Origin of the sequence: Sinorhizobium fredii NGR234 (assembly GCF_000018545.1) — a bacterium.
Taxonomy (GTDB): Bacteria; Pseudomonadota; Alphaproteobacteria; order Rhizobiales; family Rhizobiaceae; genus Sinorhizobium; species Sinorhizobium fredii_A.
In genome coordinates this window covers 2864461-2883134 of record NC_012587.1, presented here as the reverse complement: position 1 = coordinate 2883134, position 18674 = coordinate 2864461, and the positions used below count along the sequence as shown (strand labels likewise).

The window sequence follows — 18674 nt, the reverse complement described above, 5'->3', positions numbered from 1 at the left end:
TGCAGATATAGGCTTTAAGGCCATAGCTTGTCATGCAAAAAGGGCTCTGCCTCGGGCATAACGGGGTCGCTTTCCGAAAGACAACACAGTATAGATGCGCGGGTTTGAGAACAGCGCAACGTCCTCGTGCGCGCGTGAACAGGAAGAGAATTATGACGAACGTCGTGGTGGTCGGCTCCCAGTGGGGTGACGAAGGCAAAGGCAAGATCGTGGATTGGCTCTCGGAGCGCGCCGACATCGTCGTGCGCTTCCAGGGTGGTCACAATGCCGGCCATACGCTGGTGATCGACGGTGTCAGCTACAAGCTGTCGCTGCTGCCGTCCGGCGTCGTCCGCCCCGGCAAGCTCGCCGTCATCGGCAATGGCGTCGTCATCGATCCGCACGCGTTGATCGCGGAGATCGACAAGCTCGGCAAGCAGGGCGTCCAGATCACCCCCGACAACCTGCGCATTGCCGACAATGCCACGCTCATCCTGTCGCTGCATCGCGAGCTCGACGGCTTCCGCGAGGACGCCGCTTCGAACAGCGGCACGAAGATCGGCACGACGCGCCGCGGCATCGGCCCGGCCTATGAGGACAAGGTCGGCCGCCGCGCCATCCGCGTCATGGACCTCGCCGATCTCGACACGCTGCCGGCCAAGGTCGACCGGCTGCTGACGCACCACAATGCGCTGCGCCGCGGTTTGGGCGAGGCGGAAATCAGCCACCAGGCGATCATGGACGAGCTCTCCTCCGTCGCCGCGCGCGTGCTGCCGTTCATGGACACGGTCTGGCTGCTGCTCGACAAGGAGCGCCGCAAAGGCGCGCGCATCCTGTTCGAGGGCGCGCAGGGCACGCTGCTCGACATCGACCACGGCACCTATCCCTTCGTCACCTCTTCGAACACGGTTGCCGGGCAAGCGGCTGCCGGTTCCGGCATGGGGCCGGGCGCGCTCGGCTATATTCTCGGGATCACCAAGGCCTACACGACGCGCGTCGGCGAAGGCCCATTTCCGACGGAACTTCATGACGAGGTCGGCCAGTTCCTCGGCGAGCGCGGTCACGAATTCGGAACGGTCACCGGCCGCAAGCGCCGTTGCGGCTGGTTCGATGCCGCCCTGGTGCGCCAGTCGGTCGCCGCCAACGGCATCACCGGCATCGCGCTGACCAAGCTCGACGTGCTCGACGGTCTCGATGAGCTGAAGATCTGCGTCGGCTATACTCTGGATGGACAAGAGATCGATCATCTCCCTGCAAGTCAGGCGCAGCAAGCTTCGGTAAAGCCAGTCTATATTACGCTCGAAGGCTGGAAGGAATCGACAGTCGGCGCCCGCAGCTGGGCCGATCTTCCGGCACAGGCGATCAAATATGTTCGCCAGGTCGAGGAACTGATCGGTGCGCCGGTCGCGCTTCTTTCGACGAGCCCGGAGCGAGACGACACGATACTTGTGACCGACCCTTTTGAGGACTAGTGTCGGCGCAAGGGAGCCGCGCCGCATTGCGGCCCGCATGACTAGGATTTGAGAAAGCATCTGATGGCGGATTTTGTTGCAGTTATTCGCAGGACCGTTGACGGCCTGTCGGAAAACACACCCGAAATGCGGGGCAGGGTCTATGAGAAGGCGCGCAGTGCGGTGCGCCGCCAGCTCGAGAACATGACCCCCCGGCCATCGGACGACATGATCAACCGGCAGCTGAACAAGCTGGAACTGGCGATCACCGAGGTCGAAAGCGAACACGCCGAGGCCTTGCCGGCAATCGAGGAGACCGAAGCACCCGAGACAGCCCAGGCGCTCGGGAAAACCGAAGTGCTCGAGACAACCGAAGTGCTCGAGCCGGAGGCTGTCGAAGCTCCCGCCGAGCCGGAGTCTGCCGCGCCGGTCTCGCCGGAGCCGGTTCCGGCCGAGGCTGCCGAGGTTGAGCAGACCGCAGCCGAGGAACACGTTGAGGAAGCGGCTCCGGAATCCCGGCAAACCTTCGAAGAACCGGCCCCGGCAGACGAAATCGCTCCGGCGGCCGAGCATGTGGTGCCGGAACAGCTGGAAGCAGAGCCTACCCTCGAGGCCGCCTCGGACGAGCACCCTCAGGAGCCGCCTGCGGTCGTCGAAGAACCGGAGACTATCCCGGCCGCGCCGCAGTGGGGCGCACCGGCCGAGCCAGCGCCAGAGGAAGTCGAAACCTGGCAGCAAGCCCCCGTCGAAGAGACAACTGCCCCCGAGCAGCACGCGGTAGAAGCGGAAGAATACGAACGCGGTGAGCCCGCCGCCGAGCCTGAAGCCGTGGAACCGGCGAGCCCGGACGTACAGGGGACCCTGGAAGAGCCGGTGAGCGAGGAAGCTGCGCCCGTCGAGGAGGCGGCACCGGCGAAACAGGATTCGTCCGAGTGGGCGCTCCCGGAATGGGAGGATGCACCGCCGAGCGATCCGTCGCCGGCGCCCGACGCACGACGCGACGAAGCGGTGCCCGAGCCGGAGCGGCTTGGCCTGCATCCGGTCGAGCCGGAGACAAGCCAGCCCGCCCATCGGGCGGGCGAGGAGACGGCGCAGGCCTGGTCCTTCGACGACAGCGATCCATTCGCCGCGCCAACCGAGGCCAAGAAGGACAAGGCGGCCGAGCCCGACGTCTCCGAATGGGCCTGGCCGGTTGAAAAGGCGCCGGCCGCATCGAGCGAAGAGGAACGCGCCGGCACGGCGTGGAATCATATCGATGATCTGCTCGGCCTGGATGACGCCGGCCGCCGGGAGAACGGGACGGCCGCCGTCGCCAAGGACGAGGACCAGAGTAGCGATTTGGCGCCGGCGCCCGTGTCTCCCCGGCCTGCGTCCTACCGTGTTGCCCCCAAGCCGTCACGCTTCAACGCGAAGAGCCTGGCAATCGGCGCGCTGATCCTGCTGCTCCTCGGCGGCGGCGGCTTTGCCTATTGGGTAAATCGGGAAGCGGGCAATGCCTGGCTTTCGGCCGTGCTCGCGAAGATCATCCCCGCCGGCTCCGAGACGCAAACGCCGCCCACGGGTGAAGGCGCGCCTGCCGACCAGCCGGGCGAGCAGCCCGGCACTCCGGAAGGCACGGCGCTGCCGGAAGATACATCGAGCAAGTTTACGCAGCGATTGCTTGCCGATGGTTCCGAACGCGACGAGGGTCCGGCGGGCGCGAACGGCACCGAAATAGCGCAGGAAGGCAAGTCCGTCGCACCTCAGACGGAAGCCGCGCAACCGCAGAGCGACGCGGCGGGATCCCAGCAGGCCGCCGCCCAGACTGCTCAGCCCCCAGCCAATCAGGACGGCGGAGCGCCGCAAACAGAGGTCTCCATCGCCGACGGGGAGAAGATGTTCCTATATGAGGAGCGGCTCGGCCAATCTTCGCCCACCGCCGTTCCCGGCGCCGCCGCCTGGTCCATCAAGGAAGAATCGCCGGGTGGAGACGCCAAGCCTGAGCCGGCGATCCAGGCCCAGATCACCGTGCCCGATCGTGGACTGACGGCGCTGATGACGATCAAGCGCAATGTCGATCCATCGCTGCCGGCAAGCCACGTGATCGAATTCGTGTTCTCGCTGCCCGAAAACTTCGAGGGCGGCGCCATCGAGGGCGTGCAGCGCGTGTCGATGAAGCGCACCGAGCAGGATCGCGGCGATCCGCTCATTGCCGTGCCGGCGAAGATCACCGACGACTTCCATATGATCGCGCTCAACGACTTCGCGGAAGCCGTCGGCAGCAACACCGAACTCCTGCGCAGCCGCAGCTGGATCGACATTCCGATCACCTATCGGAACGGTCGCCGCGCCCTGCTCACCCTCGAGAAGGGGGCGAGCGGCACAGAGGCCTTCAGCAAGGCCATGCAAGCCTGGGGTTCACTCGGCAGCGCCGCCGCGGCGAGCGGTCAGTAAGAAAAGATTGAGACGAACAAAACCCCGGCTGGACGTCATCCAGCCGGGGTTTTGTTCGTTCTGAGGGGGAAGGCCGATCAGGTGCCCCGATCAGGCGCCCTCGACGACCCGCAGCGCATTGGCGCGCTCGAGAGCCGCTTTGCGAACCGCTTCCTGCACCTTCTCGAAGGCGCGGACTTCGATCTGGCGGACGCGCTCGCGGCTGATGTCGAACTCGGTCGAGAGCTCTTCCAGCGTCACCGGTTCTTCGGTCAGCCGGCGCGCCTCGAAGATGCGGCGCTCGCGGTCGTTCAAGACCTTCATGGCGCTGGCAAGCAGGGCGCGACGGCTGTCGAGTTCGTCCTGCTCGATCAGGATTTCCTCCTGGTTGTCGTGCTCGTCGACGAGCCAGTCCTGCCACTGTCCGGAGTCGCCCTCGCTGGCCTTGATCGGCGCGTTGAGCGATGCGTCGCCGGAGAGGCGGCGGTTCATGGAAACGACCTCGTCCTCGCTGACCTTCAGGGTCGTGGCGATTTCCTTCACCTGCTCCGGCTTCAGGTCGCCTTCGTCGAGCGCCTGAATCCGGCCCTTCAGCCGCCGGAGATTGAAGAACAGCCGCTTCTGATTGGCGGTCGTGCCCATTTTCACCAGCGACCACGAGCGCAGGATATATTCCTGGATCGCCGCCTTGATCCACCACATGGCATAGGTCGCCAGGCGGAAGCCACGATCGGGCTCGAATTTCTTGACGGCCTGCATCAGGCCAACATTGCCTTCGGACATGACTTCGCCGATCGGCAGGCCGTAGCCGCGGTAACCCATTGCGATCTTCGCGACGAGGCGCAGATGGCTCGTCACCAGCTTGTGGGCGGCGCTGCGGTCGTCATGCTCCTGATACCGCTTGGCGAGCATGTACTCTTCCTGCGGCTCGAGCATCGGAAATTTACGGATTTCGTCGAGGTAACGGTTGAGACCGCCCTCTCCAGCGGCAATGGACGGCAATGTGCTGCGGGCCATGAAGCACCCCCTTTGTGCATCTCCGGCCTCCGGGACGGCAGGCCGGGCGTGGGTCTTCGTCCAGACCCCACGAGGCTAGAAGATAAGTACGGCGAAAGCATGATTCAAGGAGTCCGGTTTCACGCTATCGTGAGACCGGTGGAAAGGATGTTTCCTGTTGAAGCACCCTTAAGATCGGAATTCTTCGCAACAATTTCAAGAGCCTGTCAGGCTCCGGCGCGAAGCGCGGCGACCAGTTCCTGCATGTCCGCCGGCAGCGGTGCTTCGAAATGCATCGTGTCCCCGCTGGACGGGTGCTCGAACTGCAGCATGAAGGCATGCAGCGCCTGTCGGGAGAAGCGATTGACCACGCTCCTGGCGGTTTCCGGCAGCAGATTCGCCTTGGTGCGGAAGGCGGCGCCATAGTCCGGATCGCCGATCAGCGGATTGCCGATATGGGCCATATGGACGCGGATCTGGTGCGTCCGTCCGGTCTCCAGGTGGCATTCGACGGTTGCGGCAAGACAGGTGCCGTCCGGCTTTTCGTGATAGCGCTCGACCACTTCGTAGTGGGTGATCGCCTCGCGCGCGTCATCGCTTTCCTCGCGCTTGACGGCGCGTTTCGTCCGGTCGCCGGCTCGACCGAGCGCGGCATTGATCGTGCCCTTCAATTGCCGCGGACGCCCCCATACGACGGCCTGGTAGGCACGCTCCAACGGCCCGGTGCGGCCGTGATCGGCAAACTGGTCGGAGAGATGCCGATGGGCGGCGTCGTTCTTCGCGACAACCATGACGCCGCTCGTTTCCTTGTCCAGCCGATGGACGATGCCGGGACGCCTGACGCCGCCGATGCCGGAAAGGCTGTCGCCGCAATGGTGAATGAGGGCATTGACCAGCGTCCCCGTCCAGTTGCCGGCACCCGGATGGACGACGAGACCGGCGGGTTTCACCAGCACGATCAGGTCATCGTCCTCGTAGAGAACGTCGATCGGGATGTCCTCGCCCTTGGGCTCCGGATCCTCCGGGGCAGGCAGGGTAATCTCGAAGCGGTCGCCCGGGTGGACCTTCCGCTTCGGTTCGAGGACCGTGACGCCATTGATCGAAACGGCTCCCTGCTCGATCAGCGCCTTGATGCGATTGCGGGAGAATTCGCCCGAAAGCGCCTCCGTCAGGAACGCGTCCAGCCGCCCGGCGGCATTCTCGTCGGCCGTCAGGACTTTCCTATTGCCGGTCGCTTGTTTAAAGGGATCGTTCATTCCGTTTAATTCCGATAGAAAGCCAGCCATGACTGCGATCGAGACCGATGAACAGGAAGACAAGCCGCTTGACCCGGCGATGGAGAGTGTCCGCCGCAAGATGGTGCGCCTGCAGCTCGTTTCGGCCGGCGTGATGCTGATCATGCTTATGGCCGTCCTCGGGGCGATTGTCTACAAGCTGACGCGGAGCGACGGCGCTGCGGAGGAGGCGCAGCCGGCGCTCAGCGTGCCGGGCGATGCACCGCTTACCGCGATTGCGGGGCTGCCGGCCGGTTTTTCCGTGACCAATGTGGCGCTCTCCGGTTCGCAGCTGCTGTTCTATGGCAGCCTGCCGGGGGCCGAACCCCGTGCGATCGTCTTCGACATCAAGGCAGGGCGCATCGTCGCGGACGTCACCGTCAGGACGCAGTAACCGATGGCTGAGGTCGCGCCGATCCGCATCGAGGACCCGTCGGACCCGCGCATCGCCGCGTTTATGTCGATCAAGGAGCGCGATCTCACTGGCCGGCAGGGCCGCTTCATCGCCGAAGGCACGGTCGTGCTGCGCCTGCTGGCGGCGGCGCATCGCGCCGGGCGCGGTATCACCGCCGAGGCGATCCTGCTGCTCGAGAACCGGCTCGCCGGCCTCGCGGAGCTGCTGGCTGAGTTCCCGGCCGATGTGCCGGTCTTCGTGGCCGACGCCCGGGTCTTCGACGCGATCGCCGGCTTCAACATGCATCGCGGCGTTCTGGCGCTCGGGCGATCCGATGCGGTTCCCGACCGCGATGCGCTGATCGCCGCGCTGCCCGCCTCAAGTCTGGTGCTTGCCGCCTGCGGCCTGTCGAACCACGACAATATGGGATCGCTGTTTCGCAATGCCGCCGCCTTCGGCGTCGACGCGGTGCTGATGGATGCGGCGAGCTGCGACCCGATGTACCGCAAGTCGATCCGGGTCTCGGTCGGATCGGTGCTGACGCTGCCTTTCGCGCGCCAGGGCACGGCCGCCGAACTGATCGAACGGCTCCACGCCGCAGGTTTCGCGATATGGGGACTTTCGCCGCGCGGCGAGACCGAAGTCACCGAAATTCCGCCCGCGCAGCGAGTGGCATTACTGGTCGGCACCGAAGGCGAGGGACTGCCGCAGGCGGTCCTTTCCGCCGTCCGCACCGCGCGAATCCGGCAGCGCCCAGGCCTCGACAGTCTGAACGTTGCGATGGCGGCCGGCATTGCGCTGCACGAGGTCGCCCGCATCAACGGCCGGATCTGACGGGGGTACCGGGCCCCTCATCCCGCTGCCGCGACCTTCTCCCCGCGCGCGGGGAGAAGGGGGCAAGCCGCCTGCACCGGTTTCTCGCCGATAGGAGGGGTTTGGCGATGCGTCGCCGCGAGTTCCCTTCGCCCCGCGTGCGGGGAGAAGGTGGCCGGCAGGCCGGATGAGGGGCTCGTTCAGTCAGTCAGAGGCGGCCGACGAATTCCGGCAAGAACTCCGCCGGTCCTCATTCAGGCGGCAGCATTTCCTTGGCTCTTTGGGCCAGGCTCTTGCGGGCTCCCGGCATCGCAGTCTCCTCTCGGGCGAGAAGTCCATGGATCGGCGAGGACGGGCCTTCCCGCACCGCCGTCAGCGCCACCATGCCGGCGGCAATCTCCGCCACCTCTTCGCGGAGCGCCTCGTCATGGGCGGGGGATTTCGAATGGACGAGACGTTCCGAGAGCGCCGTCGCGCGGTTGCGCAGGTCATCCGAGAGGCTGGTTTCGTCGGGGGCAGGAAACGCCCCGTCCGCGTCGCCCTCGGTACCCATAGCCGCGATATTGTGCTGTTCTGCTCGCTTCGGCAGCTTCGTGCCAGCCAGGCGGAGTGCCCGCGTCGCGTCGCGAATTTCCTGGTTCGCCGCCTTTACCCGCGTTTTCAGCCGCTCGATCTCTTCTGCCCGCCGCTCAAGCGCGCTCTCGCGGTCGGCGTTCGCAGCGGTTTCCCGTGCGAGCTTGGCTTCGAGCTGGCGGATGCGGTTTTCGTCCCGGCCCAGCCGCAGCTCCATTTCGCGGGCCCGGGCGTTTTCGGCCTTGATATCGGCGCGCAGGGCCTCGCGCTCGTCGCGCAGGCCGGCGGCCCGGCTCTTCAAGTCTTCGATCTGCGTTTCGCGCGTCGCCAAGTCGATACGCAGATGATCCAGTTCGGCCGCTTGCTTGTCGATCTGGCTGTTCAAGGCGCGGATCGCCTCGCTCTTGGTGCCGTTGTCACGGTGCTGGTTGTCGAATGAGGCTCTCATGTCGGCCATCCGAAGCTCGAGCTGGCGGATAGTCGATCGCATCTCGGCAGCCTCGACGTTCATGTCGGCAAGTTGCGCGTGGAGATCGGTGTTTTCGCCAGCCAGCCGCCGGGCCTCGTGGAGTGCCCTTTCATTCTCCAGCATCAGTGTCACGCCCTTGTCGCGCTCGCGGCGGAGCGCCTGCGATATCTTCGCGTTCTCGGCGGCATAGGTGGCGCGTGCTGCGTCCCTTTGGGCGCGAACCTCCTGGGGGCTGAGCGGCATCGTCGCTTTCAGCCGGTCCTCGGCAAAGCGGACGATGCGCCTTTGAATGGCCGGTGCGACCAGAAGGCCGATGATCGCCGCCGTCAGGAAACCGAGGGCAAAGAGGAGCGCATATTCAATCACGTGCTGGCCGTTTCAAGTCTGGACCGGATCCGATGCATCCATGCGGTTGGGCGGTTGCTTCCTTCTCCTGCAGTAAACACGACGGCTCGAAAGCTGCAACAATTACTGCAGGGGATGGACGCCCTTGGCTCGTTCCAGAGGCTCGTGTGCGGCCTTTTGGTGTCAGAACGGGTTCCAGGTCGGCTGCTGGGTCAGCTTCAGATAGCCGACATTGAGGCCGAGCCTGGCGCCGATGCCGGTGCGGATCGGCACGACGACGACGTGCTCGTCGGTCAGCACCGTCATGCCGACGCCGGCGACGACGTAAGCCGAGCCGGAGACGCCGCCGAAGCGCTTGTAGAGAGCCGGGACGCTCGAGAGGTTATAGACGAGCATCATCGCCCGGCTGCCCTGGCCGCCCCAGTCGAGCCCGAGCGACGGGCCCTGCCAGAAGACAGTGTGCTGGCCGACATTCTTGGTGTGGAGCTCGCCCTCTCCATAGGTCAGTCCGGCGATGAAGGCGCCGGAACCTTCCTGGCCGAGGATGTAGCCGTTCGGCAGGCCGTAGCGCTCGAAGGCGCGCTCCACGACTTTCGCAAGCCCGCCCGAAGTCTCGCCGAAGAAGCCGTGGCCGGCGTCGACGATCTCCTGCATCGTGTACTGGCTGCCATTCGCAGATTGAGCATAGGCGGCGGACATCAGGACACTGCCGATGAGCAGCATCGTGGTCAGAATGGCGCGAACAGCCATTGCGGTTGCCTTCATGATCGGCTGCATCGTTTCCTCCGTCAGGCGCGAATGCGGCTCGCGGGCCGGCCGTCATGGCCAGCTCATGCATCGGGTGCGCGGGCCAGCGCGGGTCTGGGCCATTTGAGGCAGCGGCGCCATGCAACGCACCGTCGTCTCGAACGAGTGCACCCGATCCGCTTTCCGTGATCCCACGTGAATCCGGGGGTGCCCCGACAATTTGAACCGATCCTCTTAACAATCGGTTTACCAAATGTGATGTCATTATGGCCTATTGATCGGCGCGGGCTGCGTGGCTATGCCGGACTCGGGCGAAGCCTCGCCGGAGCGGCGAGACGTGGCCACGTGTCGATATCCGCATGGAACCGAACGGGAAAGAATGATGGCAAAAAATCCGAACCTGACGTTGACGGGACCCGATCTTGCGGCGCTGCTGTGCAGCCGGGTGTGCCACGACATCATCTCGCCTGTCGGCGCCATCAACAATGGGCTCGAACTGCTGGACGAGGGCGGCGCCGACGCCGATGCGATGGACCTGATCCGCACCAGCGCGCTCAACGCCTCGGTGCGGCTGAAATTCGCGCGGCTTGCCTTCGGCGCCTCCGGCTCGGTCGGCGCATCGATCGACACCGGCGAAGCCGAGAAGGCCGCCAAGGACTTCGCCGCGGCGGAAAAGAAGACCGAGGTCAACTGGAGCGGCCCGCGGGCGATCATCGGCAAGAACCGGGTCAAGCTGCTCCTCAACCTGTTCCTGATCGCCTATGGCGCGATCCCGCGCGGCGGCTCCATCGACATTACCCTCGAGAACCCGGAGTTCGACGCGGTCTTTACCCTTGTCGCCAAGGGGCGGATGATGCGTGTCCCGCCCAAGCTGATGGAGCTCCTTTCCGGCACCCCGGAGGAAGCGGTGGATGCCCACTCGATCCAGCCCTATTACACGGTCCTGCTTGCCGAAGAGGCCGGCATGGCGATCGACGTCACCTCGACCGGCGAGGCGATCGTCTTCACCGCGCGAATCGAGGCCTGATCCACTGCATGTTTCCTTAGGTCGGGATCGATTTGATCCGCGCGTCGCTATGACATTAAGCGAGGCCGCCATCCGTCGATACGGGTGGAGGCCTTTCGCTTTTTCATGGTGCCGGCAGGCGGCGCGGATCCGTTTCTAGATCCTGGGCGAGAAATGAAAATCCGCCGTCAACCACGGCGGTAACGGTTTCTTTGCCAAATCTCTCTACCTTTGCTTCATGGACGCGTTTTCGCGTCCGATAGGGCGTGAAGGAGTTGGACATGCGGCGCTTGATGATTGCCGATGGCTCGGATGTAGTGAGGAAGGTCGGGAAACGCATTCTGTCGGGCATGGGCTTCCTGGTGCTGGAAGCGCCGAGCAGCCTCGAGGCGCTTGTCCGCTGCGAAGCCGAACTGCCGAACATCCTGATCGTCGATTCCGGCCTCGACGGTGCCCTCGAGCTCATCGCCAATATCCGCCGGCTGTCCGAGGGCGCGTCGGTGCGCATCTATTACTGCGTCGTCGAGGCGGATCTCAGGAAGATGATGGCAGGCAAGCGGGCCGGTGCGGACGACTTCTTGCTGAAACCCTTCGACCGCAAGATCCTGACGAGCGTCTTCGCCAGTCAATCGATGGCCGCCTGAGGCATCGGATAACGCATAGCAGGGCATGGTAGCCGCGGCGTTTGCTGCGGCTTTCTTGCATTCGCGGAGATCGAAGAGGCGAGGGCGCTCGCGAGCAAAAGCAAATTTCGCGCTGCAAATGCAAAACCCGCCGGTGCGGCGGGTCTGCGGGTTAGGTTATGGCGGGGAAATCAGGCGGTTTCGAGATAGTCGTTGCCGTCGGGCTCGCGCAGCACATAGCCGCGGCCCCACACCGTCTCGATATAGTTGGCGCCACCGGCGGCATTGGCGAGTTTCTTGCGCAGCTTGCAGATGAAGACGTCGATGATCTTCAGTTCCGGCTCGTCCATGCCGCCATAGAGGTGGTTCAGGAACATTTCCTTGGTGAGCGTCGTGCCCTTGCGCAGCGACAGGAGCTCGAGCATCTGGTATTCCTTGCCGGTCAGATGCACGCGCTGACCGCCGACTTCCACCGTCTTGGCGTCGAGATTGACGATCAGTTCGCCGGTCGCGATGATCGACTGGGCATGGCCCTTGGAGCGGCGCACGATCGCATGGATGCGGGCCACCAGTTCGTCCTTGTGGAACGGCTTGGTCATGTAGTCGTCGGCGCCGAAGCCCAGGCCGCGGACCTTGTCTTCGATGCCGGCCATGCCGGAGAGAATGAGGATCGGGGTCTTGACCTTCGACAGGCGCAGCGTTCTCAGCACCTCGTAACCCGACATGTCCGGCAGGTTCAGGTCGAGGAGAATGATGTCGTAGTCGTAAAGCTTGCCGAGATCGACGCCTTCTTCCCCGAGATCGGTGGTGTAGACGTTGAAACTTTCGGACTTGAGCATCAGCTCAATGCTTTGCGCCGTCGCGCTGTCGTCTTCGATCAGTAGAACCCGCATAGTCTTCCCCTTTTCCGCCGCCCAAGGTCGTCGTGGCCCCCTTACGCGATACGGATCCAGTCGTTGCCTGATTTGGAGGCTGCCATCAAATGGTTAACAAATTCTGATTCACTCTGGCAAGGTGTATCGAAAATGTTAAATATTTTTAGCAGTCTCCTGATTTCAAAGGTGAATCTGAAATGGCAATCTTCATGCTTTAGATGAGGGATTGCCGCTATCTGACTCTTTAGACTCGCAAATGCCGAAGCCGCCACATTTCGTACCTCAGCATTTACGGAGCCTTAAATCATCGCACCTATGATTAACGATGCCCGTAAACGAAAGGTTACCAGCGGTAGGTATTTGTTAAGACCGCAGTCGTTTTTTGTTTCCGGCCCTACAGCACCATGCGTCTGCAGACGCCAAAGGTCGCTGTAGCGGTTTGAATTGCTGCATGTCGCTAAAGCAAACATGCAGCAATGGGCCGGCATTCGGGCGCAGGAATCAGTAACCGGGGTCTCGCTATCCACGGGAGTATTGCGTATGAAAGCACGTGAGAGCCTTACCCGCCTGAAGGAATTTCAGGTCCGGGAGAAGCAGCGTCAGTTGACCCAGCTTCAGATGATGATGTCCGAGTTCGAGCGGATGACCAAGGACCTCGAAAGCCAGATCGTCTTCGAGGAAAGGAAGTCGGGGATTTCCGATCCCTCGCATTTTGCCTATCCGACCTTCGCCAAGGCGGCGCGCCAGCGTGCCGATAACCTGCAGGTGTCGATCCGCGAGCTGAAGGTGCAGCAGGATGCGGCGGAACTGGCACTTGCCGAAGTTCAGGCCGAGTATGCCAAGGCCGCGGCTCTGGAAGAGCGGGATTCGTCCACCCGGCTTCGCGCCTGAGGGGAGATCGGCGGCTAACGCTTAACAGGAGCCTCGGCCGCAACTGCGGCGGGGCGCTTCCTCTTACCCGATAACGAACGGCCCGCTTCCCTTCCGGAAGGCGGGCCGTCGTGCTTCCGAAGTCCGCGCGATCAGGCCTGGATCACGTCCTGCCATTCGGGATGGCGCATCGCGTGGGCGCGCATGAAGGGGCAGAGCGGAATGATCTTCCAGCCGCCCTGGCGCGCTTCCTCGACCGCGTGCCTTGCAAGCGCCTGGCCGACGCCCTTGCCGCGCAATTCGTCCGGCACGAAGGTGTGGTCGATGATCACCAGCTGCGATGACGATCGCGAATAGGTCATTTCGCCGGTATGACCGTCGACGGTCGCGGTATAGCGGCCCTTGGCGCCGGTTTTCTCCTCGTCGATCTGCATGGCTTCGCTTTCGTCAGGTTGCTCTGCGGGCCGATGCTACTGCATGTTTCCTTAAATCGTGTTCGATTTAAGGATAAAAACATGCAGCGATTCAAAGGGCTACAGCGACCTTTGTGCGTCTGAAAAGACGCACGGCGCTGTAGGGGATAATCCCGCAAGGTACAGCCGATTTTCGACGAAAGCGCCCCTGTCGAAACGAAACCGGCGGCTGGGGCATGTCCCCAGCCGCCGGTTCGATCTATGGCCCTGTCGCGAATGGATCAGTGGCGATATTGCTGAATGCGGGTGGTGCGCAGGCCGGCGAGACCGTGGTCGTTGATGGAGGACTGCCAGGAGAGGAATTCCTCGACGGTAAGCGTGTAACGCTCGCAGGCCTCCTCAAGGCTCAGGAGGCCGCCACGCACGGCAGCGACGACTTCGGCCTTGCGGCGGATCACCCAGCGCCGGGTGTTGGCCGGCGGCAGATCCGCAATCGTCAGAGGACTGCCATCGGGGCCGATGACATATTTCACGCGTGGACGCATCATTTCGGTCATGGGACTCTCTACACAAACTCAAGACCATATGGAGGCGACCTTAGCTTGCCACATTTAACATTTGCCTAAGCGGCTGGTAACAATTTGCTCATAATTTGAGCGGCCTTGGGCCACCAGAGAATCCCCGCGAGGGCAGGTCGGGAGGCGGCTTGATCGGCAGCCGCGCGGCCCGTCACGCCTGCGCTCTTGCCCCGCGAAGCACAAGTTTCTATATGTCGCGGCACAGAAAGCCGAAGGAGCGCCGCCTGCGCAGCGAAGATCAGCGTCCGCGGCCTCTACAGCGCCGCGCGTCTATCAGACGCGCAAGGTCTCTGTAGCATTTTGAATTGCTGCACGTTCTCATCCTTGAATCGGCAACGATTGAAGGAAGCATGCAGGAGATAAAACAGGACGCCGGCAGTGATAGCCGCGCCCGGATGCCGGATTGGAACCCGTGAACAGTCTCGATTTTGACCGCAAGCCCGAAGATACGCGTGTCGTCGTCGCCATGTCCGGCGGCGTCGATTCCTCCGTGGTGGCCGGGCTGCTCAAACGCGAGGGCTACGACGTTCTCGGCATCACCCTGCAGCTTTACGACCATGGCGCGGCGGTTCACCGGGCCGGCTCCTGCTGCGCCGGCCAGGATATCGACGATGCGCGGCGTGTCTGCGAGACGCTGGGCATTCCGCATTACGTGCTCGACTACGAGGCGCGGTTCCGCGAGACGGTGATCAACCCCTTTGCCGAAAGCTACATTGCCGGCGAAACGCCGATCCCCTGCGTTGCCTGCAACCAGACCGTCAAGTTCGCCGACCTCCTGGCGACCGCCAAGGAACTCGGCGCCGACGCGCTGGCGACCGGCCACTACATCCGCTCGCGGCCGAGCCCGAAGCCGCGCTACCAGGGCCAGCGTGCCCTCTACCGGCCGACCGACGCGGAGCGCGACCAGAGCTATTTTCTCTTCGCGACGACGCAGGAGCAGATCGACTATCTGCGCTTTCCGCTCGGCAACCTCTCCAAGCCCGAGACGAGGGCGCTGGCCGAGGAAATGGGCCTCGTCGTCGCCAAGAAGGCCGACAGCCAGGACATCTGTTTCGTGCCGCAGGGCAAGTACAGCGACATCGTCTCGAAGCTGAAGCCGAATGCGGCGCTTGGCGGCGAGATCGTGCATCTCGACGGGCGGGTGCTCGGCACCCATGAGGGTATCCTGCACTACACGATCGGCCAGCGCCGCGGCATTGGCGTGGCGACCGGCGAGCCGCTCTATGTCGTCTATCTCGACGCCCGCTCGCGCCGCGTCATCGTCGGCCCGAAGGAGGCGCTGGAGACCCGCCGCGTCTATCTGCGCGACGTCAACTGGCTGGGCGACGAGGAAATCGACGCGGCGGCAAGCCGCGGCTTCGCATGCTTCGCCAAGGTTCGCTCCACCCGCCAGCCGGCGCCGGCCGAGATGAAATGCGATGCGGACGGCATCTATGTCGAACTCGTCGACGGCGAGGCGGGCGTGGCGCCCGGCCAGGCCTGCGCACTCTATTCCGGCACCGGCGAGGACGCCCGCGTCTATGGCGGCGGCTTCATCCGCAAATCGGAACGCGAACCGGCGGCCGAGGCGGCCCTTCAGGCGCTTCTGCAGGCGCCCGCGGCCGCCTGAGCCGGCCCGATCCGGCACGTCGGGAAAACTTCACACTTTCCCGAAGACATTGCTTGACACTAGCCGGAACAGCACCTTATAAGCCGCCCGTCCAGCCGAGACGGGCTTCGCCAAGAAGCTGCCACGGCACCGGCGGCGGAGTAGCTCAGTAGGTTAGAGCAGAGGAATCATAATCCTTGTGTCGGGGGTTCGAATCCCTCCTCCGCTACCATCGTTCCCGTTGTCCAGCCCGGAGACATAGGTAACAGATCGTTCCTAAGACATGGGTGACAACCTCGTTGTAGCGGGTTGCGCGTTTCCGGAATTTTGACACCCAAAATCGGAAAAGTTGAGTTTCCGGATTCCTTGGCAAAAATCGCTTCCAGACGATTGGTAGAGCCGATTGTCGGAGCCGAGCATCGGGATCAGCATCGGTGCTCCCGCCGGCGCTGTTGCTGTCGGAACTTTCGAATCTTTTGCGGCGGGTCCACGAGCAGCACCAGGACAACGGCCACGGCAACGAGTACATAGGCCGGAATGCCGGTCGCTGCGCTCGCAAGAGCAGCACTCGACATGGCCGCTGCGAGGTAGATCGCTGTCGATCCGGGGCCAGACGTGATCCTCCAACCTATATCGGCAAGATAATCTTTCCACCTGCTGGATCGCATCACTGTAGCTCCGATTGCACTTCGTCGTTTCCCACAATTATGTGTCGCGACAGTTGTTGGGCAACCGGACTCAGACCTTTAGCGGCACGCGTCGGACTAACGTCCGATAGTTCCGGGGTAGCTTCAGCTTGGGCTTTTCGGTGTCCGTCGCGGCAACGAAACGACCGGAGCGGCGCCAGTCGCGGCCTCCATGCACCCGCAAGGGGCGGTTTCTTCCCGTGGCTCAAGCGCCCTCCTCGTCGCTCGCCAGCAATTCCTTCAGAAGTTCCTCTCTGTCCGTCAGATCAAACTCGCGGATCATGTAGAGAACTCTCAGCCCCTCCATCACGGCCGTATGGCTTATCGGGTCGACCTGATGCATTTTGCACCAATCGGAAACGACCTGTTCGACAAGCTCGGCCTCGGTTTCTTTCGTTGGCGACGTGTTCCTTGCTAAACGCTTGGCCATTGTGGTTCCTCCCAGTCCAAGCAGGTGAAACTTCTGCCACCGTGATGGCTTCGTGAAAGAAGGGGCCTCGTCCCGTGTCTGGCTTCCAGATAGGCCGGATCTCAGCGCGGCTTCGCGTTATCTGTTATCTGCGGCGTGTAGACAGCTGTTTCGGTCCGGTTCTCGGACCAAGCCCCGCCGATCGCCAAGTAGGCCAGGATAGCGCTTACGGCGAGCAGAAGGAGGCCGATCGGGAAAGCAGTCGAGTGCGTGTCATGACCATCGCGGGGCAACATCTATTCACTCCCGTTTGCAGGTAGGACAACGAATGTGGCGTCCCCGGGTTCCCGCTCGGACTGCCCAGGGGACTTTAGTCCAACGTGGGACTCGCCAAAGGTCCCATGCCCATTGCCAGGCGATTTTCCCGATCCATATGCGACAGGGCGTACCCCGGAAGAAGAGTAAAAAACCTCGCCGCTAAGGTGCGATGTCCCAGAGCGGTGCCGTCCGTCCCTTCTGCAACGCTCTGGGATTTCCCCGTCGGCCCGTTCGGATTCGAGGCGCCCCGATATGACTGCCGAGAAGATGCCTAAGCTGATTGAGGATGGCCGAAGGGACCCTTCGGACCACCTGCGGGCCGACTGCGCCAGCTCTTCTTGGATGAACGGGCGGCTCGGCTTGATTCCCTGGCAGGCAAAAAAATGTCACTAGTTCGAGTCGGCAGGGCCCGCTTGGCGATGGCCCTGCCGCAGTTTCGAAAGCAACTTCTCTCCATGAAGAGCCGTGAGTTGGATGACCTCTTCGAAGCCTATGCGCGTGCGGCAAAAACCTTGGAAAAGCTGCACTTGGAAGACCAGCCCGAACTGCTCGCCGACTACCAGACCAGGTGCTTGCACATCCAGGCGGAAGTCCTGCGGTTGCTGGCTGAAGGCGAGCGCTGTGCCTAGACCGAAAAAAGGCGGGCAGAAAACCCATCCGCGGCGACCGTCCGCAGCGGCGGAAAAGTCGACGAGCCTCTCTCCCGAACCGGACCCCGGCCAGCCGATCACTTTACCGTGAGACCCGGGCTCCGGCTTGAAACGACGACAAACCGCTCCAGTTCCCTTCAGCAAATTCCGTTTGTCCGGAGGGGCGCCGATGGACGTCTTTGCCGCCAGAGCCGGATTTCTCGTACTCGCCGCCGTCGCGACCATCGCATCCGGCGTCGCCGGCCCGGCACGGGCCGAACTGCTTGCCCGCGTACCGGCGGCGCGCCAGATGGCGGTCTGCGGCGACGTGTTGTTCGTCGGGACCAAGGGGTCCTCGGTCTATGCCGTGCCGTTGTCCGGCGGCAGCGCCCGGCGCGTCGCCTCCGGCTTCTCCGCCCCGAACGGCGTCGCATGCTCGCGCGGCCGCTTGTTCGTCGCTTCGAGGGATAGCGTCACCGCCTTTGCTATCGGGCGGGGCGGTGCTCTGAGTGGCCGGCGCGATATTCGCCGGGACCTGCCGAATTCGGGAGCCCACAGTTTTCGCTATATCGGCGTCGGCCCCGATGCCCGGCTCTATGTGTCGCTCGGTTCGCCGTGCAACATCTGCCTGCCGCGCGGGCTGCAGGGCACGATCGTCAGCATGAACCAAGACGGCTCGGGCCTTCGGCGCGTCGCCTGGGGCGTACGCAATTCGGTCGGCTTCGACTGGCGCGGCGGCACCATGTTCTTTACCGACAACGGCGCCGACGGGATGGGCGACGATATCCCGCCCGACGAACTGAACGCGCTTCGTCCGGGCGGCTTTTACGGCTTTCCCTATTTCGGTGGCCAGGTCCGGCTCAAGGGGTTTGAGGACGCGCCGCCGCCGGCGCGCCAGATTGCGCCGGTCTTCAATTTTCAGGCCCATGTCGCGGCCTTGGGGATCCATTTCTTCCGCAGCCTCGGCGGCGACGCGCTGGTCGCCCAGCACGGCAGTTGGGACAGGTCGGTACCGGTCGGCTATCAGGTGGTCCGGCTGCGCTTCCGGGGCGGGCGGCCGGTCTCGGCGACATCCTTCCTCAGGGACGTCGGCCGGCCGGTGGACGTCAAAGAAGCACCGGACGGTTCCGTCCTCGTGTCCGACGACGCCGGCGGCGCGATTTACATCTTCAGGCAATGAGGCCGCCCGAGGGGTTTGGCGCATCAGTGGCGATTCCCTTCGCTTC

General features: G+C 63.5%; 18 protein-coding genes and 1 tRNA gene. 11 read left to right on the top strand and 8 right to left on the bottom strand.

From position 1 onward, the window contains the following. Positions 1–152 precede the first annotated feature (152 nt). Both NGR_RS24995 and NGR_RS24990 read left to right on the top strand, forming a co-directional pair. A complete protein-coding gene (locus tag NGR_RS24995) occupies positions 153–1451 on the top strand; it encodes an adenylosuccinate synthase (protein WP_012709272.1) in 1299 nt (432 codons plus the stop codon). Positions 1452–1514: 63 nt separating this feature from the next. Next, positions 1515–3863 carry a hypothetical protein gene (locus tag NGR_RS24990; protein WP_164924482.1) on the top strand — a complete coding sequence of 783 codons (2349 nt, stop codon included), beginning with the start codon at positions 1515–1517 and terminating at the stop codon, positions 3861–3863. Between the two features lie 90 nt (positions 3864–3953). Here NGR_RS24990 and rpoH read toward each other — a convergent pair whose 3' ends face one another. Together rpoH and NGR_RS24980 are read right to left on the bottom strand one after the other, a co-directional pair. Further along, the gene (gene rpoH / locus NGR_RS24985; protein WP_012709270.1) at positions 3954–4859 is read right to left on the bottom strand and encodes an RNA polymerase sigma factor RpoH; all 906 of its coding nucleotides are present in this window, start codon (positions 4857–4859) and stop codon (positions 3954–3956) included. Between the two features lie 206 nt (positions 4860–5065). Next, positions 5066–6094 (bottom strand): RluA family pseudouridine synthase, encoded by a 1029-nt coding sequence (locus tag NGR_RS24980; RefSeq protein WP_164924481.1) that lies wholly within the window; start codon positions 6092–6094, stop codon positions 5066–5068. 28 nt (positions 6095–6122) lie between these two features. Here NGR_RS24980 and NGR_RS24975 point away from each other — a divergent pair, with 28 nt between their 5' ends. Beyond that, the gene (locus NGR_RS24975) at positions 6123–6506 is read left to right on the top strand and encodes a hypothetical protein (protein WP_012709268.1); all 384 of its coding nucleotides are present in this window, start codon (positions 6123–6125) and stop codon (positions 6504–6506) included. A 3-nt stretch (positions 6507–6509) separates the two neighbouring features. Beyond that, the gene (locus NGR_RS24970; protein WP_012709267.1) at positions 6510–7340 is read left to right on the top strand and encodes a TrmH family RNA methyltransferase; all 831 of its coding nucleotides are present in this window, start codon (positions 6510–6512) and stop codon (positions 7338–7340) included. Between the two features lie 229 nt (positions 7341–7569). Here the strand turns inward: NGR_RS24970 and NGR_RS24965 are convergent, their stop codons facing one another. Further along, entirely contained in the window at positions 7570–8727 is a 1158-nt protein-coding gene (locus NGR_RS24965) for a hypothetical protein (RefSeq protein WP_012709266.1), read from the bottom strand. A 162-nt stretch (positions 8728–8889) separates the two neighbouring features. Next, a complete protein-coding gene (locus NGR_RS24960; RefSeq protein WP_012709265.1) occupies positions 8890–9483 on the bottom strand; it encodes a DUF1134 domain-containing protein in 594 nt (197 codons plus the stop codon). 352 nt (positions 9484–9835) lie between these two features. Between NGR_RS24960 and chpT the strand changes: the two genes are divergently transcribed. Both chpT and NGR_RS24950 read left to right on the top strand, forming a co-directional pair. Then, positions 9836–10480, top strand: a complete 645-nt coding sequence (gene chpT / locus NGR_RS24955) for a histidine phosphotransferase ChpT (protein ID WP_164924480.1) — start codon at positions 9836–9838, stop codon at positions 10478–10480. A 260-nt stretch (positions 10481–10740) separates the two neighbouring features. Beyond that, on the top strand, positions 10741–11103 hold the full coding sequence (locus NGR_RS24950; RefSeq protein WP_012709263.1) for a response regulator: 363 nt from the start codon (positions 10741–10743) through the stop codon (positions 11101–11103). 170 nt (positions 11104–11273) lie between these two features. Here NGR_RS24950 and ctrA read toward each other — a convergent pair whose 3' ends face one another. After that, positions 11274–11975, bottom strand: coding sequence for a response regulator transcription factor CtrA (gene ctrA / locus NGR_RS24945; protein ID WP_012709262.1), 702 nt, complete (start codon positions 11973–11975; stop codon positions 11274–11276). Between the two features lie 522 nt (positions 11976–12497). On the opposite strand from ctrA, the gene NGR_RS24940 reads away from it, so the two are divergent. After that, a complete protein-coding gene (locus NGR_RS24940) occupies positions 12498–12848 on the top strand; it encodes a flagellar export protein FliJ (protein WP_012709261.1) in 351 nt (116 codons plus the stop codon). 131 nt (positions 12849–12979) lie between these two features. Here NGR_RS24940 and NGR_RS24935 read toward each other — a convergent pair whose 3' ends face one another. Then, positions 12980–13261, bottom strand: a complete 282-nt coding sequence (locus NGR_RS24935; RefSeq protein ID WP_012709260.1) for a GNAT family N-acetyltransferase — start codon at positions 13259–13261, stop codon at positions 12980–12982. A 260-nt stretch (positions 13262–13521) separates the two neighbouring features. Beyond that, on the bottom strand, positions 13522–13797 hold the full coding sequence (locus NGR_RS24930; RefSeq protein ID WP_003527546.1) for a DUF1153 domain-containing protein: 276 nt from the start codon (positions 13795–13797) through the stop codon (positions 13522–13524). A 433-nt stretch (positions 13798–14230) separates the two neighbouring features. On the opposite strand from NGR_RS24930, the gene mnmA reads away from it, so the two are divergent. Both mnmA and NGR_RS24920 read left to right on the top strand, forming a co-directional pair. Beyond that, positions 14231–15427: a tRNA 2-thiouridine(34) synthase MnmA gene (gene mnmA, locus NGR_RS24925; RefSeq protein ID WP_012709259.1), complete on the top strand. Its 1197-nt coding sequence runs from the start codon at positions 14231–14233 to the stop codon at positions 15425–15427. A gap of 134 nt (positions 15428–15561) precedes the next feature. Further along, positions 15562–15638 (top strand) — tRNA-Met (locus NGR_RS24920). Between the two features lie 659 nt (positions 15639–16297). Here the strand turns inward: NGR_RS24920 and NGR_RS24915 are convergent. Beyond that, a complete protein-coding gene (locus NGR_RS24915; protein ID WP_164924479.1) occupies positions 16298–16522 on the bottom strand; it encodes a hypothetical protein in 225 nt (74 codons plus the stop codon). Between the two features lie 716 nt (positions 16523–17238). Here NGR_RS24915 and NGR_RS24910 point away from each other — a divergent pair. Both NGR_RS24910 and NGR_RS24905 read left to right on the top strand, forming a co-directional pair. Continuing rightward, positions 17239–17448 carry a hypothetical protein gene (locus NGR_RS24910; RefSeq protein ID WP_240545216.1) on the top strand — a complete coding sequence of 70 codons (210 nt, stop codon included), beginning with the start codon at positions 17239–17241 and terminating at the stop codon, positions 17446–17448. Between the two features lie 190 nt (positions 17449–17638). After that, complete coding sequence (locus NGR_RS24905) at positions 17639–18628, top strand: PQQ-dependent sugar dehydrogenase (protein WP_012709257.1); 990 nt, start codon at positions 17639–17641, stop codon at positions 18626–18628. The last annotated feature ends 46 nt before the right edge of the window (positions 18629–18674 follow it).